We start from the raw sequence: 18,050 nt of genomic DNA, 5'->3' as shown, positions 1-18,050 counted from the left end.
TTTGTCGCAAAATGATCAGGTGTCGGCGCGCGCCACCTGCTTCTGGTTGCCAAGGCCCTCAATTCCAAGCTCGATAACATCGCCTGCCTTGAGATAGCGCGGCGGCTTCATGCCCATCCCGACGCCGGGCGGCGTGCCGGTCGAAATGATGTCGCCGGGCTGCAGGCTCATGAACTGGCTGAGATAGGAAACGAGGAAGGCAACGCCGTAAACCATGGTTTTTGTCGAGCCGTTCTGCATCGTCTCGCCATTGACGGTGAGCCACATCTTGAGATTCTGCGGGTCGGCGATCTCGTCCTTCGTCACCAGCCATGGGCCGGTCGGCCCGAACGTGTCGCAGCTCTTGCCCTTGGTCCATTGCCCGGCACGCTCGATCTGGAACGCGCGCTCGCTGACATCATGGACGGTGCAGTAGCCGGCGACGTAGTCGAGCGCGTCGGCTTCACTGACATATTTTGCGGTCCGGCCGATGACGACGCCGAGTTCCACTTCCCAGTCGGTCTTTTCCGAACCGCGCGGTATGAGCAGGTCGTCATTCGGCCCGACAATGGCGGAGGTCGCCTTCATGAAGATGACGGGTTCCGGTGGCACGGCCATCCCGGATTCTGCTGCATGGTCGGCATAGTTGAGGCCGATGCAGATGAACTTTCCGGTACCGGCAACGCAGGGACCAAGGCGCGGGGTGCCCTCGACGAGCGGAAGGCCATCCATTTCGAGATCGGCCAGCTTTGCCAGCGCTGCTGGATCAAGCACAGCGCCCGAAAGGTCGCTGACTTTCCCCGAGAGATCGCGAATCTGGCCCTGATTGTCGAGTATTCCGGGCTTTTCCTGTCCGGGGGCGCCATAGCGTAGAAATTTCATCGTTTATTCCTTTGGTTACACCGTCCAGCCGCCATCGATATTGTAGGCTTGGCCGGTCGTGTAGGTCGCGCCGGCGAGATAGACGGCAAGATCGGCAATCTCTTCCGGCAGTCCGAGGCGTCCCATGGGCTGGCGCGCGATGAATGCCGCACGCGTCGTCTCGTAGTCGCCCCCAGCGCGCATGCGCTGCTCCAGCGACGGGCTTTCAACCGTGCCCGGGCAAATCGCGTTGCAGCGAATACCTTGCGTGATGTAGTCGGCGGCCACCGCCTTGGTCAGACCGAGCACTGCAGCCTTGGTCACGCCGTAGGCGAAGCGGTTCGGCACGCCTTTCACGCTGCTTGCAACGGACGACATGTTGACGATCGCGCCATCCTTGCGCTCGATCATTCCCGGCAGCACCGCCCTGATCGTGCGGATCATCGCGCGAACGTTGAGGTCGAGCGCAAAGTCGAGATCGGCATCCGGCATTTCGAGGATCGAGCCGCCGTGCACGAAACCGGCGCAATTGAACAGGATGTCGATCGCCCCGATCTCGCCGATCAGCCGGTTGACCTCGTCGGTCTTCAGCACATCGAGCTTGCGCGGATGGATACTGGCCTCCTTGGGCAAGGCATCGAGAAGCTGCTCGTTGATGTCCGTCGCATGGACGATAGCGCCTTCGCGGGCGAACGCGAGCACGGATGCCCGCCCGATACCCTGCCCTGCCGCCGTGATGAGAACGCGCTTGCCCGCAAGCTTGCCTGTCATTTCAAACCTCCATTTCGACACATATCGCGCCTGTCATGCACCCGATGCCCTGCGCTCGGCAATCAGGATGTGATCTGCGGCGAGAACCACCTCGTCGCGCTGGTTCAGAACTTCGCAGCGCTCGACCACGCGACCGCTGCCGGTGCGCTTTGGATCGTCTTCCTTGGCGCTGATCGTCACGCGGGTCCGGATCGTATCGCCGATGAACACCGGGCGCACAAAGCGCAGCCGGTCGTAGCCATAGGAAAAAGCCACGGGATTGATCAGGCTCGCCGTGAGCCCGACGCCGATCGAAAAGATCATTGTGCCGTGCGCCACGCGCTGGCCGAACGGCGTCGTCTTGGCAAATTCCGCGTCCATGTGGTGCGGGAAGAAATCGCCGGTATGGCCGGCATGCACCACGAAATCGGTCTCGGTGATCGTCCTCCCGGACGTGACGCGTACATGGCCGAGTTCATAGTCTTCGAAATAGATTGCCTGTTCGGCCATTCACGCCTCCGCCAGTTTCGCCAGCGGCGTTGCCGGCGTTGCGCTCGATTGATAAGCCGCCTCGACCAGCGCCATCGTCTGCCAGCCATCTTCGACCGAACTGACCAAGGTCTCGTCTTCCCCGCTCGCGAAACGCTGCAGATTGGCCATGCGCCCAACGAAGGCATCCGGGAACCAGGCCCCTTTCAGGGGAACGTCGATCCAGTCCGAACCGCCCTTCGGGTAGATCATCAGCACGTCCGGCTCGCCGCGCGGATAGTCGAGATTGACCCCGAGCTTCACGTAGGCAGCGCCTTCAGTGCCGCAGATACGGAACTCGCAGGCCTGGAACTTGCGGCCGAATTTGTGGTCATGGTTGATGGAGAGCGCACAGCGCACTCGATCGCCGTAATCGAGAATGGCGCTCGTCCGCGTCTGCGCGACCCCGTGGTTCGGATGCCCCAGGGTCTTGGCATGAACGCCCAGCGGATTGCCGAGAATCTGCCGGATGAGATCGATATAGTGGATCGAATGCATGGCGATTTCGACCCGGGGCAGGCCAGCGAGGAACGGCCAGAGCGACCACGGCGTGTCAAGCGCCAGCAAGGCATCGAAATCGATGACGTCGCCAAGCCAACCTTGCGCAATCGCATCTTTCAGGGCGAGCATCATCGGCGCAAAGCGCAGCTGGAAGTTGACGGCGGCCGTGATATTGCGCTCGCGGCAAATCTCCACGATCTCGGAGGCTTCTCCAAGGTCGCTGCCCATAGGCTTCTGGATCAGCGCGAACGATCCCTGCGGCAGCGCCCGCAACACATCCGCATGTCGCGAAGGCGGCGTCGCCAGATCGAAGATCGCATCGTCCACCGCAGCGGCTTCCGCCAGCGACGCGTAAGCGGTCACGCCCCACTGATCAGCGAGCTTGCGCGCCTTGTCGAGGTCGGGGTCAAACAGTCCGGCAATCGGAAAGCCGCCCTTCCGATAGGCGGGGTAGTGCGCATCGCCGACGATGCTGCCGGCACCGAAGGTCACGATGGGCCTTGGCATTTCAGGCAATGGCCAACTCTGCTGGAGGGCCGCTGGGTCAAAACGCATCACTATTCCTCATCAGTCGAGATGGAACACTTCTTCCATCGTCGCCCACCACTCGCCTTCGGCCCGGGTTTCGAGCGGAACCTGGCAAGGCATGCACACGGCCCACCATTCCTGGTTCCTCGGGTCCGCCGCCATCTTCGCCATATCGGCGGCAAAATCCTTTCCGTGATATTCGAAGGTGCCGAACAGGACGTTTTCGGGCTCGCGCAGAAAGATTGTGTAGTTGCGGATATTGCAACTCGAAATAAGCGCGAGAATCTCTGGCCAGACGGCAGCATGCAGGCGCTTGTATTCGGCGACCTTGTCCGGGTTGAGCCCGATCATCATGCCCATGCGCTGCATCGTCAGACCCTTATCTCGGTGGTGAATTCGCCGACGCTCCGGCCTTTGACCGCATCCCAGTCCCAATCGATGCCGATGCCGGGTTCGGAGGGCGCCACAGCGTAGCCGTTCTCGATCCGCATCTGCGTATGCGTGAGATCGTCGAGCTGCGGGATGTATTCGACATATTTGCCATTCTGGACGGCGCAGGTAAGGCTCACATGCAGTTCCATGAGGAAGTGCGGGCAGACCGGCATGTCGAAGGCTTCCGCCGTGTGCGCGACCTTCAGCCATGGCGTAATACCGCCGATACGACCGACATCCACCTGCACGATCGAGCAGGCACGCTTCTGCATATATTCGCGGAAGTGGCGTATCGAATAGAGCGATTCGCCGACCGCGACCGGTATTGCCGTGGCGGATGAAAGGCGCACATGCCCATCGATGTCGTCCGCCGGCAGCGGCTCTTCCAGCCAGGCAGGATCGACATCGCGCAGCACATGCGAACGACGAATGGCCTCGTCGAGGGCAAAGCCCTGGTTGGCATCTGTCATGATTTCGAAGCCGGGACCGACAGCATCGCGCACGGCGGAAAGGCGGTCGAGATCCTCCGAGCCATGCGGCCGGCCAATCTTGACCTTGGCGCCGCGGAACCCCTTGGCCTGCGCCTGCAGCGCATCGTCAACCAGCGCCTGCTTTTCAATGTGCAGCCATCCACCCTCGGTTGTATAGAGGGGACAGCGATCCTTGGCGCCGCCTGCAAGTTTCCACAGTGGCAGGCCCTGCTTCCTCGCCCGCAAATCCCAGAGTGCCGTATCGACGGCCGCCAGCGCTATCGCCGTGATTGCACCAATGGTCGTCGCGTGTGTTGCGAATTCGAGATCACGCCAGATGGCTTCGATCTGGTCCGCATCCTTGCCGAGTATGCGCGGAACAAGGTGATCGGAAAGAAGCCGCATGACCGAGGAGCCGCCTGTGCCGATCGTATAGCTGTAGCCGGTGCCGGTTGCGCCATCGCTGTCGGTGATGGTGACGATAGGCGTTTCCTGGCTGACGAAACTCTGGATGGCGTCGGTCCGCAGGACCTTCGGCGGCAGATCCACCATGCGCAGTTCGACGCGTTCAATCTTTGCCATCGTATCAGCTCCGCAAGGTTTTGCCGGTTTCGGGCGAGAAGAGATGCGCCTGCGACAGGTCGAAACTGAACTTTACCACCTCGCCGCCGGCAATGGCGCGCGGATTGAGCATGCGCGAAACCCATTCGCGCTCTGCCATGGTGACAAAGAGCAGCGTTTCATTGCCGAGCGGCTCGGTGATCGACACCGGCAATTCGAGTTCGTGAACATCGGTGGCTTCACCGGAATTGAGGCCGTGCCCGGTCGGGTAGATGTCATCAGGACGCAGGCCGAAAATCACCTTGTCGCCGGCCGCGACCTTGTTGCGGAACTCGGCCGGTAGGGGCAGGCTCTGGCCGCCCTCGAAAATGAGCTTTCCGTCCGCGACGCTGGCTTCGTTGAGGTTCATGGGCGGCGAACCGATGAAGCCGGCGACAAAGCGCGTGGCCGGACGCTTGAACACTTCGTCTGGCGTTCCGACCTGTTCGATATAGCCGTCGCGCATGATGACAATGCGATCCGAAAGCGTCATCGCCTCGACCTGATCGTGCGTTACATAGATCATGGTGGATTGCACCTTGTTGTGCAGGCGCTTGATCTCGGTTCGCACCTGCGTGCGCAGCTTCGCATCGAGATTGGAGAGCGGTTCGTCGAAGAGGAAGACGTCGGGCTGGCGCACGATGGCCCGCCCCATCGCGACACGCTGGCGCTGGCCGCCGGAAAGTTGCGACGGCCGACGGTCCATATATTTGCCGAGATCGAGAATCTGAGCCGCTTCGTTGACGCGGGCGTCGATCTCACTCTGTGCAACTTTGCCGATCTTCAGCGAAAAGCCCATATTCTCCCGCACGGTCATATGCGGGTAGAGCGCGTAGGATTGGAACACCATCGAGATATTGCGGGCGCGCGGCGGCAGATCGTTGACGGGCTTGCCGCCGATCTCGATCACGCCGTCGCTGATATCCTCGAGGCCGGCGATCATCCGCAGCGTCGTTGACTTGCCGCAGCCGGAAGGACCGACGAGCGCGATAAACTCGCGATCCTTGACCTCAAGATCGATGCCATGCACGACGTCGACATTGCCGTAGCGCTTGACCAGCTTTTTGAGTGTGACGGGAGCCATGCGAACTAACCTTTCACCGCGCCGAACGTCAGTCCGGATACGAGATGCTTTTGAATGATGAACGTCAGGGTGAGCGCCGGAATGATCATGACGACGGCGAGCGCGCACATGCCGCGCCAGTCGATGGTAAATTCCGACGTATAATCGAGAAGGCCGACGGGCAGCGTCTTCGAATTCACCGAGCGGGTGATCTGCGAGGCAAGCGCATACTCGTTCCACGAGGTGAGGAATGCGAAGATGCCCGCGGAGGCAATACCAGGCCCGGCGAGCGGAAATTCCACCTGCCAGAATGCCTGCCAGCGCGTGCAACCGTCGATCTGCGCGGCTTCGGCGAGATCCTTCGGCACCTGGCGGAAGAAGCCGTCGATGAGCCAGATCGTAAAGGGCACATTCAGCGCCACATATACCAGGATCATCGCAAAGTGCGTGTCGATGATGCCGAGGCGCGCGAAGATCATGAAGAGGGGCAGCGACAGAGCAATGCCGGGCACCGCACGCGTCAGCATGAAGCCGAGGAAGATACCGGACTTGCCCTTGAACTTGTAGCGGGCAAAGGCGTAGCCCCCGGCGGTGCCGACAACCAGCGCGATGATCGTCGACGTAATCGAGATGATCAGCGAGTTGCGGAAATAGTCGATGACTGGAATGCCGCCCTGCCCGGCCCCGCCGAACATGGCGCGATAGGCGTCGAATGACAGTTCCTGCGGAATCCAGACCGGTGGCTTCGCCATGATCTCGACAGTGGGGCGCAGCGAACTCAGGACGATCCACAGGCCCGGCAGGCAGATCACCAGCATCGCCAGGAACAGGCCGACGAGGTGGGCGAACTTCAGCGCGCGGCGCTTGAATCTATGGGACGTATTGAGATCCATCTTACCACTCCGCTCCAATCTGCTGACGCGCAGCCGCAAGTTTCCTGAAGAAATAGACAGTGAAAAGGATCGAAAGCAGGATTGAGATATAGGCCATGGCATTGGCAAACCCCATGCGGCCATCGCTATAGGCGGTGCGCCCGATGAGGGTCCACAGGAGTTCGGTGCGCTTGGCCGGCCCGCCATCAGTCATGATCTTGACGATGTCATAGGCGCGCGCAACGTCGAGCGAGCGGATCGTCATGGCGATGAACGCGAACGGCATCAGGTACGGCCATGTGACGAAACGGAAAGTCTGCCAGGGCGTGCAGCCGTCGACCCGCGCCGCTTCGATCGGCTCCTGCGGCATGGCGAGAAGTCCGGCAAGGATCAGGATGGCGAAGACCGAGGTCGACGACCAGATCTCGGCGACGATGATCGAGAACAGGGCAAGGTTGCCGTCGATCAGCCACGGTATGGCATTGGTGGCAAGACCGAGCGATTGCAGGGCGTTGTTGATGAAACCCACATTGTCATTGAAGAGGAACTTGAACTGAAAGCCGACAAGCACTGGCGAGAACATCATCGGGAACATCATCAGTGTGCGCAGGAGCCGCTGACCGTGCGTTGCCTTGTTGACGAGCATGGCAAGTCCGAGGCCGAGCATCATTTCCGCGTTGAGCGCAATCGTCAAAAGCAGAACGGTGCGTCCGAACGCCGTCCAGAATTCATAGCTGGTGAGGGCCGTGACGTAGTTCCGGAAGCCTATGAGAACCCAGATCGTCTCGGGCTTGGTCAGACGGAACGGCGTAAAACTCGAATAGAGCGAGAAAAGCAGCGGCAGGACGATCACGGCGGCAAGAACGATGATCGCGGGCAGTAGCAAGAGTGTCGGCGCTGATAGTTTGAGAGATTTCATCGGATGCCTTGTTCTGACGTCACCTGGACAGCGAGCCAGCGCAATAATCACTGACCTTAAAGGTAAAACTTCCAGCTCAGGGCAAGGTCATTGCCCCGCGCCGGATGAATTGGACGATCGGGACAGCACCGCGTGCGGCACCGTCCCGAAATTGAAATCAGATCAGAGCTTGCCGGCGTCCTTCAGGATGTCGGTTGCCTTCTGGGCTGCGGTATCAAGCGCTTCCTTTGACGTCTTGTCGCCAAGGATCGCCGCCTGCAGTTCTGGATAGACCGCATTGGAAATTTCGATCCATTCGGCAAGTGGCGGAACCGGGAAAGCGCTCTTTGCCTCTTCCTGGAAGGCATTCAGCACTTCCGACTTGTACGGATCGGATTTCGACTGCTCGATATCCCATTCCCATACCTTGGTGCGCGTCGGCAGCGGACCATTCTTGGCTTCGAGCTTCTGGCTGTCTTCGTTGGTCAGCCACCAGACCAGGGAAGCAGCGGCATCCTTGTGGGCGCAGTTTTCCGTGACCGAGAAGCCGTGATGGCCCGACCAGCCGGTGCGCTTGCCGGAAGAACCCTTAGGCGCCACCTTGATGCCGACATTGCCCGCGACCTTCGACGACTTCGGGTCGTTGAAGAAGCTGGCCCAGCCCGGCCAATCGAGGTTGATGGCGATCGAACCTGAAGCGAAGCCCTGGCCGAGATCATCCCACAGATAGTTGGTCGTGCCAGCAGGCACAGCCTTTGCCTTGTAGAGGTTGACGAACCAGTCGAGGGCCTTGACGCCGGCTTCCGAATTGAAGGCCGGCTTGCCTTGCGCGTCGATATATTCGCCGCCTTCGGCAATGACCATTTCATAAAAGCGACCGTTGATCGCCTCTTCCTTGCCGGCGAACTGCGTGCCGTAGAAATCCGGCGCCTTGGTGAAGAACTGCGCCTGATCCGAAACCTGTTGCCAGGTATCCGGCGGCGTCAGGTCGTAGCCGTACTTTTCCTTGAACGCCTTCTTGTTGGCGTCGTCCTCGTAAAGGCTCTTCTGGTAATAGAGTGCCGACACGTCGAACTGCGCGCGTGGCAGCATGACGAGCTTGCCGTCAAGCGTCGAGGCCTTGATGTTGTTGGGGACGAATTCCGCGATTTCTTCCGCCGGAAGCAGCTTGTTCAGGTCGGTATAGATGCCTGGATACTGCGGTGCGAACGACGAGTGGTTCGATCCAACACACCAGTTCAGGCTGCCCGAGGCGATGTCCGATTTGATCTCCTTGTCGAGCTCGAAGTGGTTCTTCTTCGACAGGATGTTGACCTTGGCGCCCGTCAGCTTTTCCCACTCGCCGATACGCTCGTAGAGGGGCTCGTACTGCTGGCCGCCGATAAGCTTGGCGTCGATCGTCACGCCGTCGAATTTTCCAGGCAAGTCTGCCGCAACGGCTCCCTGCGCTGCCAACAACGCGATAGCCCCAGCTGAAACGCTGGCCAAAAGATACTTCATCGAAATTCCTCCCAAAGCGGGACCGCTCCCCGGCTCCCGCACAGTTAAACACCCATATATGGGCGCTTCATTCATATACAAACATTAATTAGGCTCTATCGTCAAGCAAGGAATTCGCTTTCCTACGAATATCCTCTTCGTATATGCATACTCTCAATGGGGAGATTTTTCATGACGGACGAAGACGACAGCGACCGGTATCGGGCGCCTGCGCTCGACAAGGGGCTAGATATTCTCGAACTGCTTTCTGGGATTGATGGGGGGCTCACCCAGGCGGAAATTGCCAAGTTTCTCGGGCGAAGCCCCAATGAATTTTATCGTATGCTCGACCGGCTGGTGCGGCGCGGCTACGTTACACGGCTGGAGGGCGACCGCTACTCGCTGACCCTTAAACTCTTCGGCCTTGCGCAACTCCATGCGCCGGTACGTCGCCTGGTATCCTATGCGACACCCTTGATGCGCGACCTTGCCGTCAACTCAAAGCAAGCCAACCAGCTCAGCGTCTTCGATCGTGGCGCGGCGGTGGTCATCGCCCAGCAGGAAGCCCCGGACTACTGGGGCATCTCGATCCGCGTCGGCTCGCATATCAGCCTGTTCAACACTGGCTCCGGCCACGTGCTTCTTGCCTTCAGATCCGATGATGAGCGGGCTCTGATGATTGCAGAATACGAGAAACACGCGGACGATATTGCCCAGCCTGCGGACTTTCTCGAGCGCCTCAACCAGATTCGCGAACGTGGATATGAGGTCATGCCGAGCGCTCAGACCGCGGGCGTTTACAACGTTTCGGCGCCGGTACTTGGGCCGGACGGGCGCGCCATTGCCGCCCTCACCTGTCCCTATATTCAGCTCCTGAACATTGCGAACGCTCCAGCCATCGACGATGCCCGCAAGATGCTGGTGGCGACGGCCCAGAAATTATCGGCGCTCGCCGGGGCCGACGTCATTCATTCAAGCGTGCCCCGGCACGCCTGACCGAAGGAGGAAATCCCCATGTCAGTCATGCCCTTGATCGATACTCACCTTCACATTATCGATCAGTCCGCCCTTTCTTATCCCTGGCTTGCCCGCGCAGATGCCCTCAACCGCGACTTCAGCTACGAGGAATATGCCGTGCAGGCGCGCCGCGCCGGCATTGCACAGGCGCTGCACATGGAAGTGGACGTCGCCGCGCACGAGATCGAGACGGAAACGGCCTACATTGCGAGCCTTGCCCGCCGTAAGGACAGCCTTATTGCCGGAGCCATATCCTCCTGCCGTCCGGAAGACGGCGATTTTCCGGCCTTCCTCGAACGGCAGGTCGCCAACCCCCTGGTGAAGGGTTTCCGGCGCGTGCTCCATGTGATGCCAGATGCGCTTTCGGAAGGCCGAACGTTTCGCGACAACATCAAGCGCCTCGGCAAGACGAGGTTCACTTTCGACCTCTGTGTCCTGCCCCGCCAGATCGACAAGGCGATCGCGCTCGTCGACCTTGCACCGGATGTCACCTTTATCCTCGATCATTGCGGCGTGCCGGATATCAAGGGCGAAGAGTTCGACGGGTGGAGCGGGAAGGTCGCCGAGATCGCCAAGCGCAGCAACGTCATCGCCAAGATATCGGGGGTGGTTGCCTATGCGGACCCGGACGCTTGGCAAGTGGATACGCTCAAGCCCTATGTTCATCACGTGATCGAAAGTTTCGGCTTTGACCGGCTCGTCTGGGGCAGCGATTGGCCCGTTTGCACGCTTAACGGCGGGCTTGCCACCTGGGTCGCGGCAACCCATACGCTCGTTTCCGGCTGCAGCAACGAGGAGCGGGGCAAGCTTTTCTCGCAGAACGCCCGCCGCATCTGGAATCTCGGCTGAGTCCGCTATCGGTTCAAATAGGCTTGCCTGCTGCCGCCTGCCGCTTTACCCATGGTAAAATCAGCGGCACAAATGGCAGGGGCGACAATGGCGGTAGAGACAAGCGGACCGGATCTTTTAAGCGTCGTGGTCCTGCTCGGCGCGGGCGTCGTCGCCGTGCCGTTGTTCAAGCGCCTCGGCCTCGGCTCCATCCTCGGTTATCTCGCGGCCGGGGTGGTTATCGGTCCTTTCGGTCTTAAGTTCTTTTCCGATCCCGAAACGATCCTGCATGTGGCGGAACTCGGCGTCGTGATGTTTCTTTTCATCATTGGCCTTGAGATGCAGCCTTCCCGGTTATGGGGGTTGCGCAAGGACATCTTCGGACTTGGCGCCCTCCAGGTCGGTGTCTGCGCCCTCCTTCTGACCGGCGTTGGCATCGCCACCGGCTTTCCTGTGGCGCATTCCTTTGTCGCCGGCGCCGGCTTCGTTCTGACGTCGACCGCCATTGTCATGCAACTTCTCGAGGAGCGCGGCGAGACGGCGACGCCACAGGGCCAGCGCATGGTGTCGATCCTTCTTCTTGAAGATCTGGCCATCGTCCCCTTGCTGGCGATCGTCGCTTTTCTCGCCCCGATGAGCGTGGAAGCCGCAGGCGGCATGCACTGGGTTCCGATCGGCATAGGGATCGGGGCCATTGTCGGGCTCGTGCTGGCCGGCAAATACCTGCTCAATCCGCTCTTCGGATTCCTTGCGCAATCGCGCGCCCGCGAGGTCATGACGGCGGCGGCGCTGCTTGTCGTCCTTGGATCGGCGCTGCTGATGCAGGTGAGCGGGCTCTCCATGGCCATGGGCGCGTTCCTTGCCGGCGTTCTCCTTTCCGAATCGACCTTCCGCCACCAGCTCGAAGCCGATATCGAGCCTTTCCGCGGCATCTTGCTCGGCCTGTTTTTCCTCGCGGTCGGCATGTCGCTCGACTTGAGCGTTGTCGCTGCCAACTGGAAAACCGTCATTTTCTACGTCGTCGCCTTCAAGGTCGTGAAAGCGACCGGGATCTATGCCGTTGCACGGCTGCTGAAATCTTCCAACCGCGAGGCGATCGAACGCGCCGTCATCATGGCCCAGGGCGGCGAATTCGCTTTCGTGCTCTATGCGACCGCGACGGCCGTGGGCATTCTCGACGGCCAGGCGAATGCAATTCTTACCGCCGTGATTATTTTCTCGATGTTCCTGACACCCCTGCTTCTCGTTGCCCTGCGTTATCTCATGCCGGAAGAAAAACAGGATCTGGAGGCGGTCGAGGTGGCCGAAGGCCTTTCGGGCAATGTGCTGATCATCGGCTTCGGCCGGTTCGGGCAGATTTCCTGCCAGCCGTTGCTGCTGCGCGGCGTCGATATCTCGATCATCGACAACGACGTCGAAATGATCCAGGCGGCGTCCCAATTCGGATTCAAGGTGTATTACGGCGATGGCACGCGGCTCGATATTCTGCATGCCGCCGGCGCCGGTCGGGCCCAGGCGGTTCTCATTTGCGTCGACAAGGCGGAGACAATCCTTTCGATCGCCAACCTGCTCAAATCCGAATTCCCGCTGGTTCAGATCTATGCGCGCGCCTACGACCGCGGCAACACGATCGAACTCATCAAGATCGGCGTCGACTATCAGATGCGCGAGACCTTCGAATCGGCGCTGATCTTTGGCGAGAATACGCTCGTCGGGCTCGGCGTCGACAGGCGCGAGGCCGCCGACGTGATCGAGGACGTGAGACGGCGCGACGCGGAACGTCTCGACCTTCAGGTGGCTGGCGGCATTCGCGCCGGCATCGACCTCATGAAGGGCAATGCCCCGGTTCCCGGCCCGCTGATCAAGCCGCGCCGCGCCGGTCAGGTAATCAACCCCGAGGTCGCCGGGGTGCAACCGCCGCAAAACGCCGACGCAAACTGAAGGGATCATCACCATGCCTGACACGGACGATGCGAAGATCACGGCCATTGTCGATTTCTGGCGCGAGGCCGGAGAGGACAAATGGTGGACCAAGGACGAGGCATTCGATGAACTGTGCCGCGCGCAGTTTCTCGACGACCACTATGTCGCGGCGCGCCGCGAATATGAACACTGGGTCGATACTCCCCACGGAGCTCTGGCACTGATGGTTCTGCTCGATCAGTTTCCCCGCAATTTCTTTCGCAATACCGGCCACATGTATGCGACGGACTCGCTGGCCCGCATGTATGCCCACCGCGCCCTCGAACAGGGTCACGACATCTCCATCGAAAATCCCTTGCGCGGCTTCTTCTATCTGCCCTTCATGCATTCCGAAGACCTCGACGATCAGAGGCGGTGTGTGGAACTTTGCAGCGGCGGCTCGCCTGCCAATGTCGAATACGCCCATGACCACTACGATATCATCCAGCGCTTCGGCCGCTTTCCGCATCGCAACGCCATTCTCGGCCGCACAATGACCGAGGAAGAGCAGACCTTTCTCGATGCCGGCGGGTTTGCCGGGTAGGCAAAACACCCGGCTACCTCTTGAACTCGGACCTTGTGGCTGCCATTATAGGCGTATCTGGCACACGCAATTTTCACTTTGACAGCCAGTCAAACAGGGACTGACCGCGCATCGATGCCGGACGATCAATCTGAAGAGCCTCCAAGTCCGGACTTGCGAAGCATGCTGACTCTGCATGCGCAGCGTCAGCGACTACACTCCTATTGCGCTATTTATTCCGTTTTCCCCCACGCCCGCGGTTCCCGCTGTGGCGTTGCGTTGTCACGCGTCGGCGCGTCCGCCCGCCGCGCTGCACGCTGATCATTTTCTTCGAAAGGACCTGACGTTCCAATGGAATGGACCCTTGACTGGATTGCCGATCCCAATGCCTGGATAGGACTCCTGACCCTGATCGTGCTCGAGATCGTTCTCGGCATCGACAATCTTGTCTTCATCGCGATTCTTGCCGACAAGCTGCCGGCACACCAGCGCAATCGCGCGCGTATTCTTGGCCTTTCGCTGGCGCTGATCATGCGCCTGCTGCTGCTTGCCTCGATTTCATGGGTGGTGAAGCTCACGACCCCGCTGTTCAGCGTAGCAGGCTTCGGATTTTCCGGGCGCGACATTATCCTCATCATCGGCGGCGTGTTTCTCCTGTTCAAGGGCACGATGGAACTGCACGAGCGCCTTGAAGGGCATCTTTCCGCCAAGGAAACGAATGCCGCCAACGCGGTGTTCTGGCAGGTCATCGCCCAGATCGTGGTTCTTGATGCTGTGTTCTCCCTCGATAGCGTCATCACCGCTGTCGGCATGGTGAAGTATCTCGAAGTCATGATGATCGCGGTCGTCATCGCCGTCGGCGTGATGATGCTGGCGGCAAAGCCGCTCATGAATTTCGTCAATCGCCACCCGACGGTCGTTATCCTCTGTCTGGGCTTCCTGATGATGATCGGCTTCAGCCTCATCGTCGAAGGCTTCGGCTTCCACATTCCGAAGGGCTATCTCTACGCGGCGATCGGCTTCTCGGTCCTCGTCGAAGCGGCCAACCAGCTGGGACGCCACAACCGTGAAAAACACGTCACCACGATGGACCTGCGCGACCGCACCGCCGGCGCCGTGCTGCGCCTTCTCGGCGGCGGACGCGGCGCCGAGGCGCCGCATTCCGATACGCTCGATGTCATTGCCGAGCACAGCGCCGCAAGCGACGTCTTCCATCCGGAAGAGAAGGAAATGATCCGCGGTGTGCTCGACCTCGTCGAACGACCGGTGCGCTCGATCATGTCGCCACGCAATGAAGTCGAATGGCTCGATCTCGACGAGACCAACGAGGAACTCCTTGCCGAGATCCGCACCCTGTCCCACAGCCGTGTCGTGCTGGCGCGCGGGCGCGTCGATGAATTTGTCGGCGTTGCGCTGACAAAGGACTTGCTGTTTGCCATACTCGACGGCGGCAAGATCGATTGGGAGAAAGTCACGCGCCAGCCGCTGATCTTCCATGAAAACGCCAACGTGCTGCGCGTCATGGAACAGTTGCGCGGCTCATACGTGCAGATGGGCGTGGTGCTCGACGAGCATGGGTCGTTCGAGGGCATCGTCACGCCTACCGACGTACTTGAGGCGATCGCCGGCGATTTCCCCGAGGAGGGCGAGGATAGTCCGGTCATCGAGCGCGCCGAAGACGGCAGCATGGTCGTTGACGGCTATATCGACATTCGCCGCCTTGGCGGCCTGATCGATCGGGACCTGGTCGACGATGGCGACCGCTATACGACGCTTGCCGGCTATATCCTGTGGAATCTCGGTCATATTCCCGCAGCGGGCGAGAAACTCACCGTCGACGACCTCGAATTCGAGATCGTCGAGATGGAGGGACGCAACATCGGCAAGGTCCGCATTTCACCGGCCCAGACCGCAGCCTTCATCTGATGCCAGCGCGGTCCGGACGTCTTCCGGACCGCTCAGTTGCCATCAACTGCCGAGGATGGCCTTTTTAAACGTCTCTATATTGTGGTGCATCATGTCGATGTAGGTGCTTGCACCCTCGTCCGGCTTTGACAAGGCGTCCGAATAGAGCGTTCCACCCACCTTGAGCTTTGTTTCGCTGGCGATCTGCTCGATGAGGCGCGGATTTGTGATGTTCTCAACGAAAATCGCCGAGGCCTTGTCTTCCTTGATCTGCTTGATCAGGGCGACAATATCTGCGGCAGAGGCCTCCGAATCCGTCGATATGCCCTCAGGCGCGAGGAAGGTCAGACCATATTCGTGCTGGAAATAGCCGAAGGCATCATGTGACGTGATGACCAGCCGCTTCGACTCCGGGATGGAGGTGATTGCCGCCTTGACCTCGGTTTCGGTGGCGTCGAGCTTTGCCGTGTAGGCGGCCGCGTTGCTTTTATAGGTATCGCAATTTGCAGCGTCGGCCGTGCAGAAGGCATCGACGATATTCTTCACATAAATCTTGGCATTGCTGATCGATTGAAATGCATGTGGATCGAACGCCTCATGTTCTTCGTGCTGCGTGCCGCTGGCCGCTTCATGATGGTGTTCGTCCTCGGCGCTCTTGATCGGCTCGACGCCTTTGCTCAGCTCAATGATCGGCGCCTTTGTGGCGCTCGCCTCGACGAGACGCGGCAGAAAGCCTTCGAAATGCAGGCCATTCACCAGCACCACATCGGCGCCGGCGACGGCGGCGGCATCAGCGGGCTTCGGCTCGTAGACATGCGCATCGCCATCCGGACCGACGAGGGTCGTCAGCTTGATCTTGTCGCCCCCGACATTTTTGGCAAAGTCCGAAATCACCGTGAAGCTGGAGACCACCTTGAGCGGATCGGCAAATGCGGCCGAGCATGCCCCGCTCAGTAATAGTATAACATTCGCAGTTGCGACAAGTTTGAAGGCTTTTTTCATGGATTCCATTCCTGGTTTGCTAGGCGGTTCTGTGGCGGTGAGGACGCAGGCGGCTATTGATGACGCCACGTGTGCCGACAACGATCGAACTCAGATAGATCGCACCGGCCGATAGAATGATGGCGGGCCCTGAAGGCACGGCAAAATGATAGGAAATCAAAAGCCCGCCGGCGCATGAAATGCAGCCGATGACAATGGCAAGCCCGCACATTGGTCCGACGCGGGAGGTCCAGAAGCGGGCCGCGGCGGCTGGCAGCATCATGAGGCCTACGGCGAGCAAGGTGCCGAGCGCCTGGAAGCCGCCGACGAGGTTGATGACAACCAGGGCAAGGAAAATGAAATGCACCGGCGTGCCGATGCGGCTTACCGAGCGCAGGAAGAGCGGATCGAGGCATTCGGCGACAAGGCCGCGCCAGAAAATAGCGAGCGTGACGATGCTTATGGCGGAGATTATCCCGATCAGGCTTAGCGCCTCATTGTTGAGTGCGAGCACCGTTCCAAAAAGCACATTCATCAAATCAACATTCGAGCCGCGCAACGAGACGATCAGGACGCCGAGCGCCAGTGAAATCAGATAGAAGGCCGCCATCGACGCATCTTCCTTCTGGATGGTGAAGCGCGAGACGGCGCCGGCGCCGAGCGCGACGATGACGCCGGCCACAAGACCTCCAATCGTCATCGGCACGATTTGCAGCCCGTAAAGAAGAAAGCCGACCGCTGCGCCAGGCAGAATGGCATGCGCCATCGCATCGCCGGTCAGGCTCATGCGCCGCAACATCAGGAACACACCGACCGGGCAGGAACCGAGGGCAAGCGCGATCGAGCCAAGCAAGGCGCGCTGCATGAAGCTGTAGTCGGCGAACGGCGCGATAAAGAAATCATACATGATCGCGCTGCCCGTGATGATGGTGCTCGTGATCATGATGCGCGTGATGGTGATGACCGTCGTCGTGGTGGTGCTCCGCTACATGGGCATCGTCGTCCTCGCACCAGGGCGCACCCTCTTCCCAGGCCTCGTGAAATTGGCGCGCACGCAGGAGATTTTCCGGCCGCAGCGTCTCACGCGATGCGCCCCAGGCGATGGGTTTTCGCGCAAGGAGCAGCGTCTCTGGAAAATGCTCGCGCACAAGGTCGAGATCGTGGACGACAACCATGATCGTCCGATTCTCGCCGTGCCAGCGCTTGATAAGGTCGATCAGGTCGCTGACGGTTTTCGTGTCGATCGCATTGAACGGCTCATCGAGCAGGATAAGATCGGCGTCCTGCAGCAGGACTCTGGCAAATAGCGCACGCTGCAACTGTCCGCCGGACAGCGTGTCGATCGGGCGCAGTTCGAAGCCTTCGAGCCCGACGCTCATCAGAGCCTTGGACACTCTTTCCTTATCTTCAGCCGTGATGCGTCCAAGCAGACCGCGCTTTGGCCAAAGGCCAAGCGAGACGAGATCGACAACACGCGCAGGGAATGAGCGGTCGAGTTCGGACTGCTGCGGCAGGTAGGCAATGCGCGTCCCCTTCTCGACCGTACAGGACCCCGACATCGGCTTTAAAACACCGACAATCCCCTTCATCAGCGTGGATTTGCCCGACCCGTTCAGGCCAACGACGGCCGTCAGCGAGCCGCGGCGAACGCTGCCATTCAAATGATGCACGGCCGGGTGCCGGTGATAGCCGAGCGTAAGGTCGCGAAAGGTCAGGCAGGGTACGGGCATTGTTTCTACTGCGTTCGCTGAAGGTGCCGCCAGTGCGCGGGCTTTGCCAAATCGATATGTGATGTTATTACATTAGTCAACAATGGCGAATTTGAGAACCGCCGAAAATCGTGTATCCACTGGCACCAAGGCCCAAGACTGAC

General features: G+C 60.0%; 18 protein-coding genes. 5 read left to right on the top strand and 13 right to left on the bottom strand.

Translation table 11 applies throughout. The annotated features are described in order from the left end of the window. Positions 1 to 15 precede the first annotated feature (15 nt). From GF108_RS13190 to GF108_RS13145, 10 genes are all read right to left on the bottom strand, one after another. Positions 16 to 861, bottom strand: coding sequence for a fumarylacetoacetate hydrolase family protein (locus GF108_RS13190; RefSeq protein WP_153668363.1), 846 nt, complete (start codon positions 859 to 861; stop codon positions 16 to 18). Between the two features lie 15 nt (positions 862 to 876). Beyond that, entirely contained in the window at positions 877 to 1,611 is a 735-nt protein-coding gene (locus GF108_RS13185) for an SDR family oxidoreductase (protein WP_153668362.1), read from the bottom strand. 33 nt (positions 1,612 to 1,644) lie between these two features. Continuing rightward, positions 1,645 to 2,100, bottom strand: a complete 456-nt coding sequence (locus tag GF108_RS13180) for a MaoC/PaaZ C-terminal domain-containing protein (protein WP_113280860.1) — start codon at positions 2,098 to 2,100, stop codon at positions 1,645 to 1,647. Next, entirely contained in the window at positions 2,101 to 3,180 is a 1,080-nt protein-coding gene (locus GF108_RS13175; RefSeq protein ID WP_370462205.1) for a Gfo/Idh/MocA family protein, read from the bottom strand. A gap of 6 nt (positions 3,181 to 3,186) precedes the next feature. Beyond that, the gene (locus GF108_RS13170) at positions 3,187 to 3,516 is read right to left on the bottom strand and encodes an L-rhamnose mutarotase (protein WP_153668360.1); all 330 of its coding nucleotides are present in this window, start codon (positions 3,514 to 3,516) and stop codon (positions 3,187 to 3,189) included. A gap of 2 nt (positions 3,517 to 3,518) precedes the next feature. Continuing rightward, a complete protein-coding gene (locus tag GF108_RS13165) occupies positions 3,519 to 4,631 on the bottom strand; it encodes a mandelate racemase/muconate lactonizing enzyme family protein (protein WP_153668359.1) in 1,113 nt (370 codons plus the stop codon). A 4-nt stretch (positions 4,632 to 4,635) separates the two neighbouring features. Further along, entirely contained in the window at positions 4,636 to 5,733 is a 1,098-nt protein-coding gene (locus tag GF108_RS13160) for an ABC transporter ATP-binding protein (RefSeq protein WP_027229553.1), read from the bottom strand. Positions 5,734 to 5,738: 5 nt separating this feature from the next. After that, positions 5,739 to 6,605, bottom strand: a complete 867-nt coding sequence (locus GF108_RS13155; RefSeq protein WP_091923981.1) for a carbohydrate ABC transporter permease — start codon at positions 6,603 to 6,605, stop codon at positions 5,739 to 5,741. 1 nt (position 6,606) lies between these two features. Then, positions 6,607 to 7,503, bottom strand: a complete 897-nt coding sequence (locus GF108_RS13150; RefSeq protein ID WP_027229551.1) for a carbohydrate ABC transporter permease — start codon at positions 7,501 to 7,503, stop codon at positions 6,607 to 6,609. Positions 7,504 to 7,665: 162 nt separating this feature from the next. Continuing rightward, positions 7,666 to 8,982, bottom strand: coding sequence for a sugar ABC transporter substrate-binding protein (locus tag GF108_RS13145; protein WP_027229550.1), 1,317 nt, complete (start codon positions 8,980 to 8,982; stop codon positions 7,666 to 7,668). Positions 8,983 to 9,153: 171 nt separating this feature from the next. Between GF108_RS13145 and GF108_RS13140 the strand changes: the two genes are divergently transcribed. From GF108_RS13140 to GF108_RS13120, 5 genes are all read left to right on the top strand, one after another. Then, a complete protein-coding gene (locus GF108_RS13140) occupies positions 9,154 to 9,957 on the top strand; it encodes an IclR family transcriptional regulator (protein WP_153668358.1) in 804 nt (267 codons plus the stop codon). Positions 9,958 to 9,975: 18 nt separating this feature from the next. Then, complete coding sequence (locus GF108_RS13135; protein ID WP_246663953.1) at positions 9,976 to 10,827, top strand: amidohydrolase; 852 nt, start codon at positions 9,976 to 9,978, stop codon at positions 10,825 to 10,827. A gap of 87 nt (positions 10,828 to 10,914) precedes the next feature. Next, positions 10,915 to 12,747, top strand: coding sequence for a monovalent cation:proton antiporter-2 (CPA2) family protein (locus GF108_RS13130; RefSeq protein WP_153668357.1), 1,833 nt, complete (start codon positions 10,915 to 10,917; stop codon positions 12,745 to 12,747). 13 nt (positions 12,748 to 12,760) lie between these two features. Then, positions 12,761 to 13,312, top strand: a complete 552-nt coding sequence (locus tag GF108_RS13125; protein WP_153668356.1) for a DUF924 family protein — start codon at positions 12,761 to 12,763, stop codon at positions 13,310 to 13,312. Positions 13,313 to 13,642: 330 nt separating this feature from the next. After that, positions 13,643 to 15,217 (top strand): TerC family protein, encoded by a 1,575-nt coding sequence (locus GF108_RS13120; protein ID WP_027229545.1) that lies wholly within the window; start codon positions 13,643 to 13,645, stop codon positions 15,215 to 15,217. 42 nt (positions 15,218 to 15,259) lie between these two features. Here the strand turns inward: GF108_RS13120 and aztC are convergent, their stop codons facing one another. Genes aztC through aztA form a run of 3 tightly spaced genes read right to left on the bottom strand, consistent with a single transcriptional unit; the run spans position 15,260 to position 17,907 of the window. Further along, positions 15,260 to 16,198 (bottom strand): zinc ABC transporter substrate-binding protein AztC, encoded by a 939-nt coding sequence (gene aztC / locus GF108_RS13115; RefSeq protein WP_153668355.1) that lies wholly within the window; start codon positions 16,196 to 16,198, stop codon positions 15,260 to 15,262. 19 nt (positions 16,199 to 16,217) lie between these two features. After that, complete coding sequence (gene aztB, locus GF108_RS13110) at positions 16,218 to 17,084, bottom strand: zinc ABC transporter permease AztB (RefSeq protein ID WP_153669420.1); 867 nt, start codon at positions 17,082 to 17,084, stop codon at positions 16,218 to 16,220. Continuing rightward, positions 17,077 to 17,907: a zinc ABC transporter ATP-binding protein AztA gene (gene aztA, locus GF108_RS13105; protein WP_153668354.1), complete on the bottom strand. Its 831-nt coding sequence runs from the start codon at positions 17,905 to 17,907 to the stop codon at positions 17,077 to 17,079. Before aztA ends, aztB begins: the two co-directional genes overlap by 8 nt. Between the last annotated feature and the right edge of the window lie 143 nt (positions 17,908 to 18,050).

The organism is Phyllobacterium sp. SYP-B3895 (assembly GCF_009647635.1).
GTDB lineage: Bacteria > Pseudomonadota > Alphaproteobacteria > Rhizobiales > Rhizobiaceae > Phyllobacterium > Phyllobacterium pellucidum.
The sequence above is the reverse complement of the archived record's forward strand: the minus strand, read 5'-3'. Positions and strand labels throughout refer to the sequence as shown.

Excerpts from the sequence above, each read along its gene's own strand:
- GF108_RS13190 (WP_153668363.1), bottom strand. The coding sequence starts at position 861 with ATGAAATTTCTACGCTATGGCGCCCCCGGACAGGAAAAGCCCGGAATA.
- GF108_RS13185 (WP_153668362.1), bottom strand. The coding sequence starts at position 1,611 with ATGACAGGCAAGCTTGCGGGCAAGCGCGTTCTCATCACGGCGGCAGGG.
- GF108_RS13180 (WP_113280860.1), bottom strand. The coding sequence starts at position 2,100 with ATGGCCGAACAGGCAATCTATTTCGAAGACTATGAACTCGGCCATGTA.
- GF108_RS13170 (WP_153668360.1), bottom strand. The coding sequence starts at position 3,516 with ATGCAGCGCATGGGCATGATGATCGGGCTCAACCCGGACAAGGTCGCC.
- GF108_RS13165 (WP_153668359.1), bottom strand. The coding sequence starts at position 4,631 with ATGGCAAAGATTGAACGCGTCGAACTGCGCATGGTGGATCTGCCGCCG.
- GF108_RS13160 (WP_027229553.1), bottom strand. The coding sequence starts at position 5,733 with ATGGCTCCCGTCACACTCAAAAAGCTGGTCAAGCGCTACGGCAATGTC.
- GF108_RS13155 (WP_091923981.1), bottom strand. The coding sequence starts at position 6,605 with ATGGATCTCAATACGTCCCATAGATTCAAGCGCCGCGCGCTGAAGTTC.
- GF108_RS13150 (WP_027229551.1), bottom strand. The coding sequence starts at position 7,503 with ATGAAATCTCTCAAACTATCAGCGCCGACACTCTTGCTACTGCCCGCG.
- GF108_RS13145 (WP_027229550.1), bottom strand. The coding sequence starts at position 8,982 with ATGAAGTATCTTTTGGCCAGCGTTTCAGCTGGGGCTATCGCGTTGTTG.
- GF108_RS13140 (WP_153668358.1), top strand. The coding sequence starts at position 9,154 with ATGACGGACGAAGACGACAGCGACCGGTATCGGGCGCCTGCGCTCGAC.
- GF108_RS13135 (WP_246663953.1), top strand. The coding sequence starts at position 9,976 with ATGTCAGTCATGCCCTTGATCGATACTCACCTTCACATTATCGATCAG.
- GF108_RS13130 (WP_153668357.1), top strand. The coding sequence starts at position 10,915 with ATGGCGGTAGAGACAAGCGGACCGGATCTTTTAAGCGTCGTGGTCCTG.
- GF108_RS13125 (WP_153668356.1), top strand. The coding sequence starts at position 12,761 with ATGCCTGACACGGACGATGCGAAGATCACGGCCATTGTCGATTTCTGG.
- GF108_RS13120 (WP_027229545.1), top strand. The coding sequence starts at position 13,643 with ATGGAATGGACCCTTGACTGGATTGCCGATCCCAATGCCTGGATAGGA.
- aztC (WP_153668355.1), bottom strand. The coding sequence starts at position 16,198 with ATGAAAAAAGCCTTCAAACTTGTCGCAACTGCGAATGTTATACTATTA.
- aztB (WP_153669420.1), bottom strand. The coding sequence starts at position 17,084 with ATGTATGATTTCTTTATCGCGCCGTTCGCCGACTACAGCTTCATGCAG.
- aztA (WP_153668354.1), bottom strand. The coding sequence starts at position 17,907 with ATGCCCGTACCCTGCCTGACCTTTCGCGACCTTACGCTCGGCTATCAC.